We start from the raw sequence: 16635 nt of genomic DNA, 5'->3' as shown, positions 1-16635 counted from the left end.
TTATGATGCCAAATATGGATGGGTGGGATACTTGCTATCAAATCCGTCAAATTTCCAACGTTCCAATTATTATGCTAACAGCTCGCAACCAAAATTATGATATGGTCAAAGGCCTGACCATGGGAGCAGATGACTATATTACAAAACCATTCGATGAACATGTATTAGTCGCACGAATCGAGGCTATATTACGTCGTACAAAGAAAGATGGCTTTGTTAGCTTCAATGGTATTGAGTGGGATAAAACAAAACATACTGTTACAGTTTATAATGAAAAAATCTCACTAACTCCTATTGAATTTTCGTTACTCGGACTATTTTTACAAAATACAAACCGTGCCTACAGCCGAGACGATTTAATCGAAAAGATTTGGGGTTATCAAACAGACATCGAATATAGAACTATCGATTCACATATTCGTAACATACGGGATAAGTTACGCAAAAAAGGATTTCCAGTTGAAGATTACTTAGAAACTGTCTATAAAGTCGGATATAAATGGAAAAATGAATAATTACTTCTGTCAGTGGGGATGGATAAATCCCCACTGATTAAAGTTTCACTTTATATGAAATAAGGTATGGTGAGAAAATGAGCAAACTTTCCCTTAAAGTTGGGACATACTTTTTAATATTAGCTTTATGTATTGAGACAATCGCTTTCGTATCTTTTTATAAAAGTCTTTCAAAAATGCGTGTTGAAGAGGAGACGCTTGCTCTTTTAGAGAAAGGAAATCGCTATCGTAATACGATTGAACAGCGTGCAAAATGGAGCAAATACGGCAAATACGCTGAGAAAAGAAAACATACTGAACATCTCAACCGCCCTACCTCTTCTGGCTTCTCTATTGAAAGTGCCGCTGAAGACTTAATGGAAACAGAAGCACTTACTAATTCTGATATAGCCATTGTTATCACTGACAGTAATGGAAAAATCACTTCGGCCTCAGAAACAGTAACAAAAGATATGCAAAAACAACTTCATTGTAAAATCGCCCCCGTTAAAAGGGGCGGATTAATAGTAGAAAAGAATTGGAAAAAATCAAAATTCATCTCAACAGTAACACCAATTGATACAAAAGACTTTCAAGGCAAATTACACATGTTCTTAAAAACATCCTTCTTAGAAGATATGCTACTTAGACTCATGAATCAATTCATTATCGTGAGTATTTTAACACTTATTTTAACAACTATTTCTGTCTTTGTTTTTTCTCGAGTTATTACAGATCCTCTTATAAAGATGAAGAGAGCAACAGAAAAAATGTCAAAATTAAACAAGCCAATTCAATTAGGGATTAAACGCAATGATGAACTTGGAAGTTTAGCCACAACCATTGAGGAACTTTCTAGTGAACTGACGTATATGAAAAAAGAGCGAAACGAATTTCTTGCCAGTGTAGCGCACGAGTTACTAACTCCACTAACTTATATGAAAGGTTATGCGAAAGTGGCAAAGAGAGATTCTTTAACGAAGGAAGAACGTGAAGAGTATTTACAAATCATCGAGGATGAAACCGATAGTGTAACTGATCTCGTACAAGATTTATTTATGCTCGTACAATTAGAGCAACATCAATTCGTTATTAAAAAACAAAAAATGCTCCTTAGGCCATTTTTAGAACGAATGGTTGAAAAAACAAAAACAACATTAACAAACAAACAAATAGAAATTCATGTGTACTGTAAAAATGATTTAGAAGTTTGTATAGATGAAAGGCGTATGGAACAAGTAATGTTAAATTTATTGCATAACGCTTATCAACATTCGCCAGAAAACACTTCTATAACAATACGTGTACTAACCAGTGCGAATACTTTTACAATAAGTATACAAGATGAAGGTGAAGGTATTCCAAAAGAGGATATCTCACACATTTTCGATCGCTTTTACCGTGTCGATAAATCTAGAACACGAGCTACAGGAGGAAAAGGCATTGGACTAGCTGTTGCAAAGGAAATTGTCGAACTTCATAATGGTTCTATCGAAGTTAAAAGCGAATTAGAAGTCGGAACAGAATTTATAATTGAATTACCATTTGAATAATATATGCGTGAAATCACCAGTAGTAGTCAACACTACTGGTGCTATTTTATTTATAAAACCAGCTCATATAAGCTAAGCTTTTGAAATTATTCTTATTTCAATATAAAATATAGGTACAACTGTCAAAGATTTGGAGGGTGATATAATTGGATATCCATGTATTAACAAAAGACGAAGCAGAAATTTACTTAGAACTTCGAGTAGAAGGGTTAAAACAAAACCCGGAAGCTTTCAGCTCTTCTTATGAAGATATTATTAATAAAGAGTGTGCTATTGAATATAAAGCCCAAAAATTAGCACAAGATGAGAACTATACACTAGGTGCATTTAAAGATGGAGAATTAATCGGAGTTGCAACACTGGAAACGAAACCATATGTAAAACAAGAACATAAAGCGAAAATTGGTTCAGTATACGTGTCTCCAAAAGCACGCGGACTTGGAGCAGGAAAAGCACTTATTAAGGAATGTCTTGAACTTGCTAAATCTCTAGAAGTAGAGCAAGTTATGCTTGATGTTGTTGTCGGAAACGATGGTGCAAAAAAACTTTATGAGTCATTAGGATTTAAAACATTTGGTGTGCAAGAACGCTCATTAAAATATAACGGACAATATTGGGATGAAGAGCATATGGTTCTTTTCCTAGATGAAGAAAAATAATAAAAAAACATCCTCCATTTATGAGGATGTTTTTTACTTTCTTGTAAACCATGCTGTATCTAATAATTGAATGGCCTCTTCAATTTCTTCCTCTAATAAAGTCGCAAATCCAAGTAATACTGTACTTTTGGGAGAAGTCCCTTCCCTATAATACATCGAAACAGGATACACTTTAATACTCCTTTCAGCTGCAGCTTCCATTAATTCTTTCTCTTCCATCCCGTTATGCACTTTTAATAAAATATGTAGGCCGGAATCTTCCCCTATTACTTCAATGCGATTAGAAAAATATTTTTCTATTACCGAAACAAGACGGTCTCTCTTCTTTCGGTACACAACACGCATTTTATGAATATGTTTTTCCCAATGCCCGTCATTTAAAAATTTCTTAATGATCTCTTGATCTATTCTTGAAACGCTTTGTGTGTAAAATAAATATTGCTCCTGATACTGCTTAATGAGGGATTTTGGCAACACCATATAACTCATCCGTAATGACGGTAATAGCGCTTTAGAGAGCGTCCCCATATAAATTACTTTCCCATCTCTATCTAACCCTTGCAGCGCTGGAATTGGCTTTCCTGAATAGCGAAATTCACTATCATAATCATCTTCAATAATATATCTTCCTTCTTCTTTTTCCGCCCATTGTAAAAGCTGCATTCTTCTCGTAATTGGCATAATCATCCCGCAAGGAAACTGATGCGAAGGTGTAACAAATACAACATTTGCATGGCTATCCGCTAACTGTGACATACGAATTCCATCTCTATCTAAAGATAACATTTGTACATTTTGTTCCCCTTGCTCGAAAACAACCATTTTCCGATGGTACCCAGGGTTCTCAACCGCATAACGACTTCCCTTTAACAACTGAAATAACATTTTTACTAATATTTGCGTACCCGCTCCTATTACAATTTGACTAGCTACGCATCGTACACCTCTAGATTCATACAAATAGCTCGCGATTTCTTCTCGTAAACTTACCTCCCCTTGCGGATGTCCAATAAAAAGTAAATCTTTATTTTCAAATTGCCATACCTCGTTCGTAATTTTTCGATATACATGAAACGGAAAAGTATTAGTATCCACACCCGTTTGAGTGAAATCAAATTTATACTTCTTATCTTGAAAAGGCGCTTCTCCTATTACCTCTTCGCTGCCTTCCACATGAATCATTTGCTCGATTTCACATACAAAATAACCTTTTCTAGAAATCGACTCAATATATCCTTCAGCAAGAAGTTGCTCATAAGCAGCTTCAACTGTATTTTTACTCACTTGTAAATATGTCGCCAGCTTCCTCTTAGCCGGTAATTTCGTAAAGGCCGGAATCGTTCCATCTTTAATCTCTTTTTTTATATACTCATACAATTGTACATACAATGCTGTCTTACTATTTGCACTCAAATTAGGCGTTAGTTCTAACACAACATCTGACCCCTCCCAAAAATACATAACTGATACTTTTTACAGTACCAGAAGTTCTATATAATTCCTTTTATCATGTAACACATTAATAATCAAATACTAGAGAGGAGATGCATGATAATGAACAATGGTAGACGCATCGGACTTATGATGATTATTACAGGAGCTAACCTATGGGGATTATCTGGTCCCATGATTCAGTGGCTATTTCAACATACGAACGTATCATCAATTGATTTTTTAACAATTCGCCTGTTACTCGCAGGAATATTCATTTTGGCTTTCTTGCTTATTAAAAAACAAAACATATTTCACATTTGGAAACATCCTAAACACTTTATACAACTTATAATTTTCTCTATTCTTGGCATGCTTGGTGCGCAGTACGCTTTTATCGAAACAGTTCATATTAGTAATGCCGTAACGGCAACACTATTTCAATTTCTAGGTCCTGTTCTTATTACCATTTACGTTGCGTTTGAGCAAAAGAAATTCCCTGCTTCTATGCAAATACTCGCAATTATAACTGCTCTAACAGGGACATACTTTATTATTACAAACGGTTCAATTGAAAATATTGTTTTATCTAAAGCAGCTATTACTTTCGGCCTATTAACAGCGATTGGTTTTGCGTTTTATACCCTTCATCCGGCTTCTCTTATTAAAGAATGCGGAACAACTATAGTAATTGGCTGGGGGATGTTAATTGGAGGGATTGCACTGCTTATTTGTAATCGTTCTTTTGGATGGAATCAGATTTCGCAAACTTTCACATTTCAAACTTTTTCTATGCTTATTCTTATCATTATAAGTGGCACTCTTTCTTTCCTTCTTTATATCGGGAGTCTTAAATATTTAGCAGCAACAGAAACAAGTATTTTATCTAGCATTGAACCACTTGTAGCTGCCATCGTTTCAATCGCTTGGCTTAATGAATCCTTTGGAGCATATCAATTATTAGGCGGAGTATGTATCGTTCTTTCTGTTATTTTCTTAACAATGCCTCAAAAAGAAAGAGAACCAACCTTTTCAACTGAACAAATATAAAGTGAAACTTTAATCAGTAGGGGCGTTCCATCCCCCACTGATTATTAGCCCGCACCAATCGGGATAGAAAATGTCAAAAGAGGTCGTACAAAACTTACGACCTCTTTTTATGATTTAAAGGAATTGTCTCGTCTTCTAGCAAATACAATTACACTAACAATAAAAATTAGGAGTGTGGCACCATGAAAAAAATCGGAAATATGCTACTTTTCTCCTTCCTCATCACTGGCTGCGCGCAAGTGCAACCCGATTCAAATGTACCTAAAAAAGAAGTACTAGAAACGTCATCCTCTCAAATTAACGCACCTTCCTTTTTTCATCTTAGTGTCCTAAAAGGTGTAAATTGGGAAGAAGCGCCATCATTCGTAGAAGGAAAAATACCGTTAAAAGGCATTGAAGGAAAAATTGCAATGGCTGATAGCTCTATTATCGCAAATGAGCAAAATGAAATAATGTGGTTCTTCCTAGATCCTAAAATGCCAACTGGAAAACTATCTATTATTGCTTTAAAACAAGGCTCTATCCTTCCAACACCAATAATCGTTCCAAAAGAAACTTCCGAACCAAATTGGACTACTTCAAATACAATCGATACTACAATAAAAGAACTCCCTCTCGTAATGTCACTACCTTCATCTGGATTATGGGTATTAAACATATATGTGAATGAAAGATATTATGATCAATTTGTAATCACTGCCGAATAAAGTGACAAAACTGGAACACTTCCTTACAACAATGTAATTTCTACGTCACGTACTTCAATAGTTGGATTCTCTCTCTTCTCTTATACTTAAAGTAAGAAATGAAGCGAGGAGAGATGAGAGATGAAAAAAATGATAGAAGTGATCGTAGCAGTAACTGAGGTTTTAGTAAATGGTAAACAAGTTGCAATGGAATTAAATAAATAATGAAGGGACATAAATAATTCTATCCTTCTTCATTATTTTGATTTCTTATCTCAAAAAAAGCAGTGCCTTTTTAAGGCACTGCTTTTGACTATCTATAACTTGGCATTTTCGTAATTTGCGCCACCCCTGAATCAATGGCTGCTTTCGCTACTACTTCTGCAACACTTGGAACAACTCTTTTATCTAATGGATTTGGAATTACATAATTCGCATTACGCTCTTCGTCTGTAATTATGTTAGCGATCCCATATGCTGCCGCTAATTTCATCTCTTCTGTAATATCAGTCGCACGTACATCTAACGCACCGCGGAATATTCCAGGGAACGCCAATACATTATTTACTTGATTCGAATAATCAGAACGCCCAGTTCCTACTACAGCTGCCCCAGCTTCTAATGCGTCCTCTGGGAATATTTCTGGAATTGGATTCGCCATTGCAAACACAATTGGTTTCTCGTTCATCGTCTGTATAAGTTCTTTCGTTAATACGTTTGGAGCAGATACACCGATGAAAATATCAGCTTGATGAATCGCTTCCTTTAATGTTCCACGTACATATTCTCGATTTGTCTTCTGTGAAACTTCGATTTGCGCTTCGTTCATCCATGTTTCACCTTCACAAACAATACCTTCTAAACTAACTAACGTAATGTGTTTTGCGCCAGCTTTTAATAATAATTTTCCAATTGCAATTCCTGCCGAACCCGCACCGTTAATAACAATTTTCACATCATCCATTTGTTTACTTACAACTTTTAATGCATTAATAACAGCTGCTAAAACGACAATAGCCGTCCCATGCTGATCATCATGAAATACAGGAATATTCGTTTCTTCTTTTAATCGTTTTTCAATTTCAAAACAGCGTGGTGCTGCAATATCCTCTAAATTAATACCTGCAAATGTAGGCTCTAGATTTTTCACAAGGGTAACGATTTCATCCACATCAGTCGTCCCTAAACATAGCGGGAAAGCATCTACATTCGCAAACTTCTTAAATAAAATACTTTTCCCTTCCATAACAGGCATAGCCGCTTTCGGTCCAATATTCCCTAAACCTAGTACTGCTGTTCCATCTGAAACAACTGCCACCATGTTCCCTCTTGCTGTATAGTCATACGCTGTTTCTTCATCTGCTGCAATTGCTTTACAAGACTCAGCTACCCCTGGTGTATAAGTCAGACTTAAATCATCTGCTGAATTCACTTCTACTTTACTTGTAATCTCAATTTTCCCTACTAACTCTTTATGCAATAATAATGATCTTTCATTAATTTCATTTTCTAACATACTTATAATCTCCCCTTAATTTGACAAGCTAGCTATACGAATATAGCTAGCTTGTTTTAATCATGAAAACATTTTTAATAAAATTGTTGCTGTTACGACCACTGCTGCCCCGCCTAAACGCGTTGAAATTTGCGCAAACGGCATTAATTCCATACGATTTGAAGCTGATAGAATAGCAACATCTCCAGTTCCACCTAAACCACTATGACATCCAGTTACAATTGCTGCTTCAACTGGATACATTTTCATCACTTTCCCTACAAGAAAACCTGATGCTACCATTGTAAGAACAACTGATGCACAAACAACAACATATCCTACAGAAAGAACTGCCGCTACGTCTTTTAACGGAATATATAGCAATCCTAAACCAACCATTAACGGCCAAGTTAAATTCTTTGAAATAAATTTATATAAATGGAATGCACCTTGCTCCATTTTTGCTGGCATTAATTTAAAGTATTTCACAAGTGCTGCTGAAAAAATCATAATAATTGCTCCTGGAATACCGATAAATTTAGAAGCAAATCCTCCGAAAATAAAGAATGTACATGCAATCAATAACCCTGCTCCCATTAATGAGAAATCAATTGGCTTTTCTGTATTTTGCTCTTTTAATAACTCTGCTTGATTATCTGTTTTTACTAATACACCATTCCCACTAAGCTCAGGTCTCTTCTCACCTAAACGCTTCATATAGCCTGCGCTCACAATTGCAAACATATTTCCGATAATAGCTGCTGGAATAAGCTGTGATACAAATGTTGCTGATGATTCATTTAAAATATCACCGTAAGCTAGTGATAGCGGTAAAATCCCTTCCCCAATACCACCACTCACAATTGGTACGATGATAAAGAAGAATGTCTGCTTCATTTCAAATCCAAATAGTGAACCTACTAGTAAGCCTACTGCGATAGAAGCTAATGTTCCTACTACTAAAGGAATAAACATGCGAACGAAACCTTGTACTAACACTTTACGATTCATTCCCAAAATACTTCCTACTACTAAACAAGAAATATATAAATATAAAAAGTTCGATTTTTTCATTAACATAGTCGCAGCTTCCATTGAAGCTGGATTCATCCAGTTGAAAAATACAAGTAACGATGGAATAAATAATGAAAGAATTGCTGGACCACCGATGTTTTTTAGAATTGGAATTCTCATCCCAATGTCACCTAAGAAAATACCCATAATCATAATAACTGCAAATCCACCAATCATATCTGCTGGTAATTTATTATATACAGATGCCCCATAAATAATAGCAGCCAATACTACATATAACGGTAAAGGTATTACACCGATTTTTACATTCATAATTTTAGAAGCGAACGATTCTCTTTGTACCTCATTTCCCTCAGAAAATGATACCGCTTCCACATTCTTTTGAATTCCCATATGGCACCCCCTTGTTTTCTTAATAACAATATTAAAACGCTTTCAATAGTAAAAATAGTTTTTGTAAGTTTTGTAACTACTTTTGTAATTAAAAAAAGTATAAGCGACCTATAATAAGTCGCTTATACGTAAAAGTCTATTTTGTTTTGGTCAATACACCTTAATTTACTTACCGGCCTTCCCACATGTTGATACACCATTTCATTCTCTAAAACTCCAATTTCAGTCAAAAACATTACATACTTTCGAATAGAAACTCTTGAAATCCCTACTAATTTCGCCATTTCATCTGTTGTAAATGCTTGTCCGTGAAGCGATTTGATTTGCTGCCAAATTAGTTGCAATGTTTGCTTTGTTAATCCTTTCGGAAGCTCTTTATAGTCAAAGGACTCTCTTTTTTCTTTTTGTAAAATTAGCGAATCTAATTCCGATTGACTAATTTTTTGTTGTTCTTTCATGAAAGTAAATTTTTCTCGATACACAGTTAATGCTTCCTTAAAGCGTTCAAATGTAAATGGTTTAATTAGATAGTCTACAACTCCATATTGTAATGCTTTTTTTATACTTCCCATATCATGTACAGCTGAAATCATCATAATATCAATTTCTTTTTCTTGATTTCGAATATACATTAAAAGCTCAAATCCAGTCTCCTCAGGCATAAAAATATCAAGTAATATGAAGTCTACTCGTGACTTCTCTAACACTTCTATCGCCGATTTTACTGAGTTAACTGCATGGACCAGTTCAAACCCTCCAACTTGCTCTAAATAATGCGTATTTAACATCGCAACCATCGGATCATCTTCTACAATCAAAACTTTGATCATCTTATCTCTCATCCCTACTTTTAGGTATTTCAATCGTTATTGTCGTTCCCGTTCCTAACAATGAATGCACATAAATTTCCCCATTTATTCGCTGTATGCTTTCCTTTACAAGATGCAAACCATACCCCCGATTATCACCCTTTGTGGAATAACCTTTTATAAATAATGCATCAATTTCATCTTCTTTTATGCCCTTCCCCGTATCTTGTACTGTAATGATTAATGTATCCCTATATTGTATTCCAACTTCAACCTGCTTCTTCTCACAATTCGTCACTGCGTCTAATGCATTATTGATTAAATTTCCGACAATGGTGATCAGTTCATGAATGATACGTTCATCATATATTTCTGGTAAGTAAGAATCTTCTTTTATAATTAACTTTATATTTTTCTCTCTAGCATAACTGAGTTTACCTAGTAAAAATCCAGCAAATACTGGGCTTTGAATTTTTTTCATAATCCCCCCCATTTCATATTGATGCTCTGATACCATACTACTTACATATTTCTGCAATTCTTCATACTGTTTCATATGTGTTAGCCCTAATACGACATGCATTTTATTCATAAATTCATGAGATTGAGCCCGTAATGCTTCCGCATATAGCCTAATACCAGTTAATTCTTCTGCTAATTTTCTAATTTCTGTTTTATCACGAAATGTTGCAATTGCACCAACTATTTCTCCTTTTACATATAAAGGAACACGATTAGTAACAATCGTAATCCCATAAATCTTTTGTTCTTCGTTTAATTGTACCTCTCCTGTTTGCAACACTTCTTTTATACGTGAATTCGGCATATACAATTCAACATCTTTACCAATAAAGTCTTCTTCAAGTCCACTTTTCTTAAATAGCCGTTTTGCTTCATTATTAATTAACGTTACTTTCGCTTCTTTATCCACAGCAATAATACCTTCTTTGACCGATTGTAACATCGTATTTCTTTCTTCAAGAATTTTCGCTATCCTATGCGGCTCAAGACCAAATAAACTTTTCTTTATATGTCTAGCTAGCAATATCGCTCCTATAATGCCAACTAACACTCCAACTCCAACACCGATATACATAATATGTCTACTTTCCTTAACTCGCTCTTTTACATTATCTGCTGAAATTCCAACCGCAACCGCTCCAAGTTGTTCCCCTGTTTCAGAAAAAACCGGTATAAATACTCTCATAGAGACCCCTAAAGTTCCTTCTGCTAACGACACATGTTCCTTTCCCTTCAATGCCGTTCCTTCATCTCCTCCAATGAAATGTTGCCCTATTTTTTGAGGATTGGGGTGAGATTTCCGGATTCCATTCATATCCATAACTACAATAAATTGAACATCCGTACTCTTTAATATCTTATTTGTATACACTTGAATCAAGGAGGTATCTACCTTCCCCGCCAATCCATCAATTACAATAGAATCATTTGCCACAATACGTGCAATCGTTTTTGCCTTCTCTGCCTGGCTTTCTTCTGTCGTTCGTTCAACATTATGGCTAATTAAAATATCTGTTACGAGTAAAGAAAAAATTACAACTGTACACACTAATAATGTAATCGTTTTCCATAAATTCCATAGTTTTTTTCTTTTTCTCATTCCTTCAATAGCTCCCCTAGTTATTAAATAGAAAAATAAGTAAGGTGGTATCATTTTCACCTTACTTATTTGCTGTTATTATACTTTAAATTTACAGTCGTTTCTTATAGTTCTTTTCTTCTTCCATCAAATAAACTTATTCTTCTACAGCCGCTGCACTCTTCGTTATTTCAACAACTTTGGAAACAATATATAATAATAACATGTATTATTTTGCTCAATTATGCATTTCTGCATATTTAGTTATTTTTAAAAAGATTAACTTACAGAATAAGAGAACCCCATATAGAAGTTCTCTTGTTTCATATCACTTTCGCTTCTTAACAACACCTTTTACATAACTAATTGCCTGACTTCCCATCTGCATCCATGCCTGTTCAAAGCTTCCTCTTGGCACCTTTACATCCAAGCTCTCATTAAGAGGATCGCGAATATATACATACTCCTTATCATATCCAACAAGAACAACACAATGTTCATTATAAGTAATAGAAACATCTCCACCGTTTGTTTCCCATATAGTGAATTCATCCTCATCTAGCGGTGCATATGTTGCATTCGTAATCATGACTACCGGTTGTCCATTATTTACACTCTTATAAATTTCTTCTATACCCTTCCCTGTTAAATCAACAGCTTCATTCGGTAAATACTTTTTCGCTAATTGAAAAAGTGGTCCATGATATACACCGTATCCCGATTCAGAAAACGTATAAATGTTCCCAACAAATCCTTCATTCGGATTTCCTCTTACACCATCGTCTAAAAAATTAACTTTTTTTATTTCACTCGCCAATTTCATCTTATCTACAGAAACACCCGCGTATTGTAACATCATCGCTAAACTTGTTACTTCGCAGCCTCTCTCTAGCTCTGGTAACTGCTGAATTAAGGGCACATTTGATAACATGACTGTTTCATCGTTATTACTAAACTCTATTCGTTTTTGACTTTGTATACTTGATAATAGTAACCCCTTTACTTTCTCCACATACGTTGTAATCCCATTTGTATATGCCCACCATATTCCTATACATAGTACGGTAATACATATATACCACTTCCATTTTCGTATCACTCTCACGCCCTTTTTAATTCGTTAAATACGAATAAAACGCATCTGCATCTGTTTGAATCATTGGTATAAATTTTAGTTCGTTCCCTTTTTCAGGTTGTTCTCGTTTTATTTTTTCCGCTAGCTCTTGAATGCCCATATTCGTTCTATCCATATTAAGCTCCTCTGCTATCTCTATTACCTTTTGCTCATTTATTTCTCTTAATACTTGATATATATCTTTGCCATATAAATCAATATGATATTTTTTTGCTTCTTCCTGTACTTTTTGTTCGTACACTTCTTGCGCTAACCCTTCCATCTCTTTTCCTTGTTGAGCAATACCTAGCTTTTCTGCTTCTTCTCTAACTTTCGTGCCGTAGATTTCTTCCTCAATTTCTTCTATTTCTTTTCCTTCAGTTGAAACACCAAGCTTTTCTGCTTCATTATTAATTTTAATCTTATTAATTTGATCAATTAAACTTACAATCGACGTATTCTCTATAGATATTCCTAGTTTCAACGCTTCTTGCCTCACTTTTGTTTCATAAATTTCTTCTGAAAGAATTCCAACATCTTTTCCTTCTGCCGAGATACCTAATTGATCAGCTTCTCTTCCTACTTCCGTCTCATGAATTTCTTTTTCTAACGTAATTTGTTCTTTCCCATCCGTTTCAATACCTAACTTTTCCGCTTTTTCTTCCGTATGCATTGCATGTATTTTTCCATCATTTAATTGTTCTTTACTACGCTGCGTGTAATCTGTCTTTCCTTTTGTCATTCCAGAAGGAGAGGCACCCCCTAATATACTTAAACTCATTACTCCAATAGTAAATACCGTCATCATTTTCTTTTTCAAGACTTCTTCCTCCCTCTCACGCTTTCTTTTTCCAGCTTTCCCATAATTTTTTTTATACTATACATAAACTTCCTCTCTGTTAGAAATAACCTTTTGATTTATCCAGTTCATTCAAAAAACCTTACAGCTTTTCCTTCCATCACAAGTTTCCATTATGTAATACATGCTACAAGTTATTCCTTAACTTTCCCTTAAAAAAGACGACCTTGTAAAAACAAGGTCGTCTTCTCACTTATAATCTTTGATTTTTTGGGAAAATCACTTCAAAACAAGTTCCTTCTCCCCATTTGCTCTCTACCGATATTTTCCCATAATGCTTTTCTACAATCCAATTAGCGATTGAAAGACCTAATCCCGCTCCTTCTGATGGACTTCTCGCTTTATCTCCTTGATAAAAACGATCAAATAACTTTGGAATATCCCCTTCTTTAACTCCTATCCCGTTATCTTTCACTTGTATGCGAATTGAACTACTCGTTTGCATACAATTAATTTGAATATGCCCACCTTCATTCGTATACTTCATCGCATTATCTAGCAATATGACCATCAATTGATGGATTCTCTCTCTATCGCCAATAAACGATATGTCACGTTCTACTTTTAATATCATCGCTTTTTCTTGATAAGAAGCAATTTCTTTATATGGATCTACTATTTCTTCTAACAATTTACCCATCTCAAATGTTTTCTTATCCATCTCGATTTGATTAGAATCCGAACGTGCTAACAATAATAAATTAGCTACGAGCTTCGATAACCGTCTACACTCCTTTGAAATCGTAGAAATATCCATCGCTTTTTCTTCTATCGTCGCAGATGGTGACTGGAATAATATATCTGTTTTTGATTGAATAACCGCAAGTGGTGTCCTTAATTCATGTGATGCATCAGAAACGAACTGCTGCTGTTTCTCCCATGAATTTTGAATGGGTACAAGTGCCCTCCCAGCTAAGAAAAAGCCGATTCCTATTGCACATACACTCCCTACACTACAACCTATAACAAGAATTAAAAATAAAGTATTTAGCATTTCTTCTTCAGCTGTTATATCGCGTACGATTTGAACTATTTTTCCATCTTTTTGAAACGCGAACGTTCTAAAATATAGCCCTTGCACTTCAATATCTTGCAAAGATCCTAATTTTTTTGGAGAAAACTTTTCCAAATTGTCTTCAAAGATAAAACGGCGTTTGCCGTTTTCGCCACCTATCTCCACTCTATTTCCACTCCAAGTTAACTCTATTATCCTCGGATCCCCAATTGGAAAATATCCCCTTATTTTTTTAGGTAGTTTTTTATCATCTGAAATCTCTCTATGCTGAACCATTTTTTCTATGGATGTATCTACTTCATTATAAATGCGCTTATATGTGTAGGAATAAATAATACTCCCTAATACTCCTATTAATAGGATAAATACTAATGAGTTTACTATAGTCAGACGAATACGTGTTTTTTGAAACATACTTCCCTTTTTCATTGTTCTTTTAATATATATCCAATACCACGAACAGTTTGAATATCTTTCTGATAACCGAATGGCTCTAATTTTTTACGTAAGTGATGAACATACACTTCTACGATAGCTACTGTTGTATCTGAATCAAATCCCCAAACACGATCAAAAATTTGTTCACGCATTAAAATTTTACCGCTATTTTGAATGAGGTACTCTAGAAGTTCATACTGTTTTAAGGTCAACTTAATTGCTTGCCCATCGACTTGCACGCCTTTGTCTTTTCCAAACAATTCGATTCCTTTATAACGAATTGTCTGCTTTGTTGTTAAACTACCACTTCGTCTTAATAGAGCACGAATTCTCGCTTTTAGTTCCGGTGCTTGAAACGGCTTAACGAGATAATCATCCCCGCCAAAATCTAAGCCTTTAACTCGATCCTCCAAAGAATCTTTCGCTGTTAAAAATAAAACTGGCGTTTCAATCTTTTCATCTCGTATTTTTTGGATAACTTCAAATCCATCCATTTCTGGCATCATGACATCAAGTAATATCGCATCATATATATTTTGTAATGCTAAAAATAAACCATCTTCCCCATTCATTGCCGTATCCACTTCAAATTCATCACGTAAAATTTGTACTATGGACTCCAATAAAGAAGCATTATCTTCTACTACAAGTAAGCGCATCGGCCTTTCTCACCTTCCACAATATAGTTCAATTCTATTTATTATTACATTTCTTCTCTTCCTAACGAAAGAATGTAATCATATCATGTAATTCCATTCCCACATATCCCCTGCTGAATTTTTGCTCGATAGAGAATTTTAAACCTTTATTATAAAAGCTCTTTCTTAAATTTCGCTTAATAAAAAATTGAAAGAAATAAGATTGCCCTTATCTCTTTCAATTTTTTACTACATACACCTTTTTACTCGGCAACTCCAAACAATTTAACTGACCACCATACACAGCCCCGCCATCAATTCCAATAATACGATTACTACCAAAATACACTCCGCAATTCTCACTACCATGAAGCGTTTTTGTTTCCGTATGGCCAAATACAACAACCTTTTCGCCACTATACCCACTATGAAACTCATTACGGATCCACATTAACGTGTACGGTTCAGATTCAGAAACTTGTTTCATTGGCTCAACACCAGCATGTACAAATATATACTCTTCTGTTTCAATGTAATGATCTAATTCTTGAATAAACTTTACATGTTCCTCTAATACATGAGATTTTAAAATCGGCTTTTGGAAGTCCTCCTCATTAACCGCAATGTCTTCTTCTACGAACCCATAGCTATATAATGTTTTATCCCCACCATTGCTTTTTACCCAATGGTTCCATGAACGTTCCTCATCAGTCGTTAACGCTTTAATCATCATATCTTCATGATTCCCCTTTAAAACGAACGCTCCTTCTTCTTTTAAATCTTTCACCTTTTCAATTACAGCACGTGCATTCGGGCCACGATCTACATAATCCCCCAATAAAATTAGTTGATCCTGTTTTGCATCGTAGTGAGCTTCTTCCAATAATTGTTCGAACTTTTCTATTTCTCCATGAATATCACTAATAACAAGAATTCTTTTCATATTATCCTCTTCTTTCTAAACCATTCTCTTTCTAATTATAATTCAAAACGACAGAAATTTCTGAATCGATATTCGAAATCACATTTATTACAAACTAAAACTATTATCCTTACAACACTGTAAGTCTCTTGTCATCCAATTCGATGGTTGCAATTACTGCATTTCCTTATACTAAAAGTAAGAAATAAAACAAAAAACAAGGAGAGATAAGATATGAAAAAAGTGATGGAAGTTTTAGTAGCGGTGGCAGAGGTTTTCGTAAATGGGAAACAGGTTGCAATGGAGTTAAACAAATAATGACAAGGACAAAATTCATTCTAGACCCTTTACTCCTATAAAAGAGATAAGACTTCATCATTTCTTTGATCCCTTATCTCCCTGTAAAGAAAGCCGCATCCTGAGCAAGGATGCGGCTTTCTTTAC

Annotated in this window: 15 protein-coding genes; 5 read left to right on the top strand and 10 right to left on the bottom strand. The window is 34.9% G+C overall.

All coding sequences use genetic code 11. The features are described 5' to 3' along the window. The 3 genes from V7038_RS25775 to V7038_RS25765 form a co-directional block, all read left to right on the top strand. On the top strand, positions 1 to 515 hold a 515-nt coding region (locus tag V7038_RS25775; RefSeq protein WP_335695841.1), incomplete at its 5' end, for a response regulator transcription factor. Between the two features lie 77 nt (positions 516 to 592). After that, entirely contained in the window at positions 593 to 2047 is a 1455-nt protein-coding gene (locus V7038_RS25770; RefSeq protein ID WP_335695840.1) for a sensor histidine kinase, read from the top strand. Between the two features lie 146 nt (positions 2048 to 2193). Continuing rightward, positions 2194 to 2706, top strand: coding sequence for a GNAT family N-acetyltransferase (locus V7038_RS25765; RefSeq protein WP_000351210.1), 513 nt, complete (start codon positions 2194 to 2196; stop codon positions 2704 to 2706). 33 nt (positions 2707 to 2739) lie between these two features. Here V7038_RS25765 and V7038_RS25760 read toward each other — a convergent pair whose 3' ends face one another. Continuing rightward, entirely contained in the window at positions 2740 to 4140 is a 1401-nt protein-coding gene (locus V7038_RS25760) for a PLP-dependent aminotransferase family protein (protein ID WP_070127893.1), read from the bottom strand. 120 nt (positions 4141 to 4260) lie between these two features. Between V7038_RS25760 and V7038_RS25755 the strand changes: the two genes are divergently transcribed. Then, positions 4261 to 5187, top strand: coding sequence for a DMT family transporter (locus V7038_RS25755; protein ID WP_335695839.1), 927 nt, complete (start codon positions 4261 to 4263; stop codon positions 5185 to 5187). 182 nt (positions 5188 to 5369) lie between these two features. Beyond that, positions 5370 to 5894 (top strand): DUF4871 domain-containing protein, encoded by a 525-nt coding sequence (locus tag V7038_RS25750; protein ID WP_286119156.1) that lies wholly within the window; start codon positions 5370 to 5372, stop codon positions 5892 to 5894. Positions 5895 to 6186: 292 nt separating this feature from the next. Here V7038_RS25750 and V7038_RS25745 read toward each other — a convergent pair whose 3' ends face one another. The 9 genes from V7038_RS25745 to V7038_RS25705 all read right to left on the bottom strand — a co-directional run bounded on the left by V7038_RS25745 (position 6187) and on the right by V7038_RS25705 (position 16212). Next, on the bottom strand, positions 6187 to 7389 hold the full coding sequence (locus tag V7038_RS25745; RefSeq protein WP_002201824.1) for an NAD(P)-dependent malic enzyme: 1203 nt from the start codon (positions 7387 to 7389) through the stop codon (positions 6187 to 6189). Positions 7390 to 7449: 60 nt separating this feature from the next. Further along, positions 7450 to 8796 carry a 2-hydroxycarboxylate transporter family protein gene (locus tag V7038_RS25740; protein ID WP_286119154.1) on the bottom strand — a complete coding sequence of 449 codons (1347 nt, stop codon included), beginning with the start codon at positions 8794 to 8796 and terminating at the stop codon, positions 7450 to 7452. Between the two features lie 122 nt (positions 8797 to 8918). Further along, entirely contained in the window at positions 8919 to 9626 is a 708-nt protein-coding gene (locus tag V7038_RS25735; protein ID WP_335695838.1) for a response regulator, read from the bottom strand. Between the two features lies 1 nt (position 9627). Further along, complete coding sequence (locus V7038_RS25730) at positions 9628 to 11226, bottom strand: sensor histidine kinase (protein WP_286119152.1); 1599 nt, start codon at positions 11224 to 11226, stop codon at positions 9628 to 9630. 307 nt (positions 11227 to 11533) lie between these two features. Then, complete coding sequence (locus V7038_RS25725; RefSeq protein WP_033714311.1) at positions 11534 to 12274, bottom strand: C39 family peptidase; 741 nt, start codon at positions 12272 to 12274, stop codon at positions 11534 to 11536. A gap of 43 nt (positions 12275 to 12317) precedes the next feature. Continuing rightward, entirely contained in the window at positions 12318 to 13139 is an 822-nt protein-coding gene (locus V7038_RS25720) for a hypothetical protein (protein WP_016103488.1), read from the bottom strand. A gap of 232 nt (positions 13140 to 13371) precedes the next feature. Then, positions 13372 to 14607 carry a sensor histidine kinase gene (locus V7038_RS25715; RefSeq protein ID WP_002113939.1) on the bottom strand — a complete coding sequence of 412 codons (1236 nt, stop codon included), beginning with the start codon at positions 14605 to 14607 and terminating at the stop codon, positions 13372 to 13374. An 11-nt stretch (positions 14608 to 14618) separates the two neighbouring features. Next, entirely contained in the window at positions 14619 to 15290 is a 672-nt protein-coding gene (locus V7038_RS25710; protein ID WP_286119151.1) for a response regulator transcription factor, read from the bottom strand. Positions 15291 to 15507: 217 nt separating this feature from the next. Further along, on the bottom strand, positions 15508 to 16212 hold the full coding sequence (locus V7038_RS25705) for a metallophosphoesterase family protein (RefSeq protein WP_199661430.1): 705 nt from the start codon (positions 16210 to 16212) through the stop codon (positions 15508 to 15510). Between the last annotated feature and the right edge of the window lie 423 nt (positions 16213 to 16635).

The sequence above is a fragment of the Bacillus sp. JJ783 genome, assembly GCF_036963225.1.
GTDB lineage: Bacteria > Bacillota > Bacilli > Bacillales > Bacillaceae_G > Bacillus_A > Bacillus_A cereus_U.
This window is presented reverse-complemented; position numbering and strand designations above follow the sequence as displayed.

Excerpts from the sequence above, each read along its gene's own strand:
- V7038_RS25750 (WP_286119156.1), top strand. The coding sequence starts at position 5,370 with ATGAAAAAAATCGGAAATATGCTACTTTTCTCCTTCCTCATCACTGGC.
- V7038_RS25740 (WP_286119154.1), bottom strand. The coding sequence starts at position 8,796 with ATGGGAATTCAAAAGAATGTGGAAGCGGTATCATTTTCTGAGGGAAAT.
- V7038_RS25745 (WP_002201824.1), bottom strand. The coding sequence starts at position 7,389 with ATGTTAGAAAATGAAATTAATGAAAGATCATTATTATTGCATAAAGAG.
- V7038_RS25770 (WP_335695840.1), top strand. The coding sequence starts at position 593 with ATGAGCAAACTTTCCCTTAAAGTTGGGACATACTTTTTAATATTAGCT.
- V7038_RS25710 (WP_286119151.1), bottom strand. The coding sequence starts at position 15,290 with ATGCGCTTACTTGTAGTAGAAGATAATGCTTCTTTATTGGAGTCCATA.
- V7038_RS25735 (WP_335695838.1), bottom strand. The coding sequence starts at position 9,626 with ATGATCAAAGTTTTGATTGTAGAAGATGATCCGATGGTTGCGATGTTA.
- V7038_RS25715 (WP_002113939.1), bottom strand. The coding sequence starts at position 14,607 with ATGTTTCAAAAAACACGTATTCGTCTGACTATAGTAAACTCATTAGTA.
- V7038_RS25705 (WP_199661430.1), bottom strand. The coding sequence starts at position 16,212 with ATGAAAAGAATTCTTGTTATTAGTGATATTCATGGAGAAATAGAAAAG.
- V7038_RS25730 (WP_286119152.1), bottom strand. The coding sequence starts at position 11,226 with ATGAGAAAAAGAAAAAAACTATGGAATTTATGGAAAACGATTACATTA.
- V7038_RS25755 (WP_335695839.1), top strand. The coding sequence starts at position 4,261 with ATGAACAATGGTAGACGCATCGGACTTATGATGATTATTACAGGAGCT.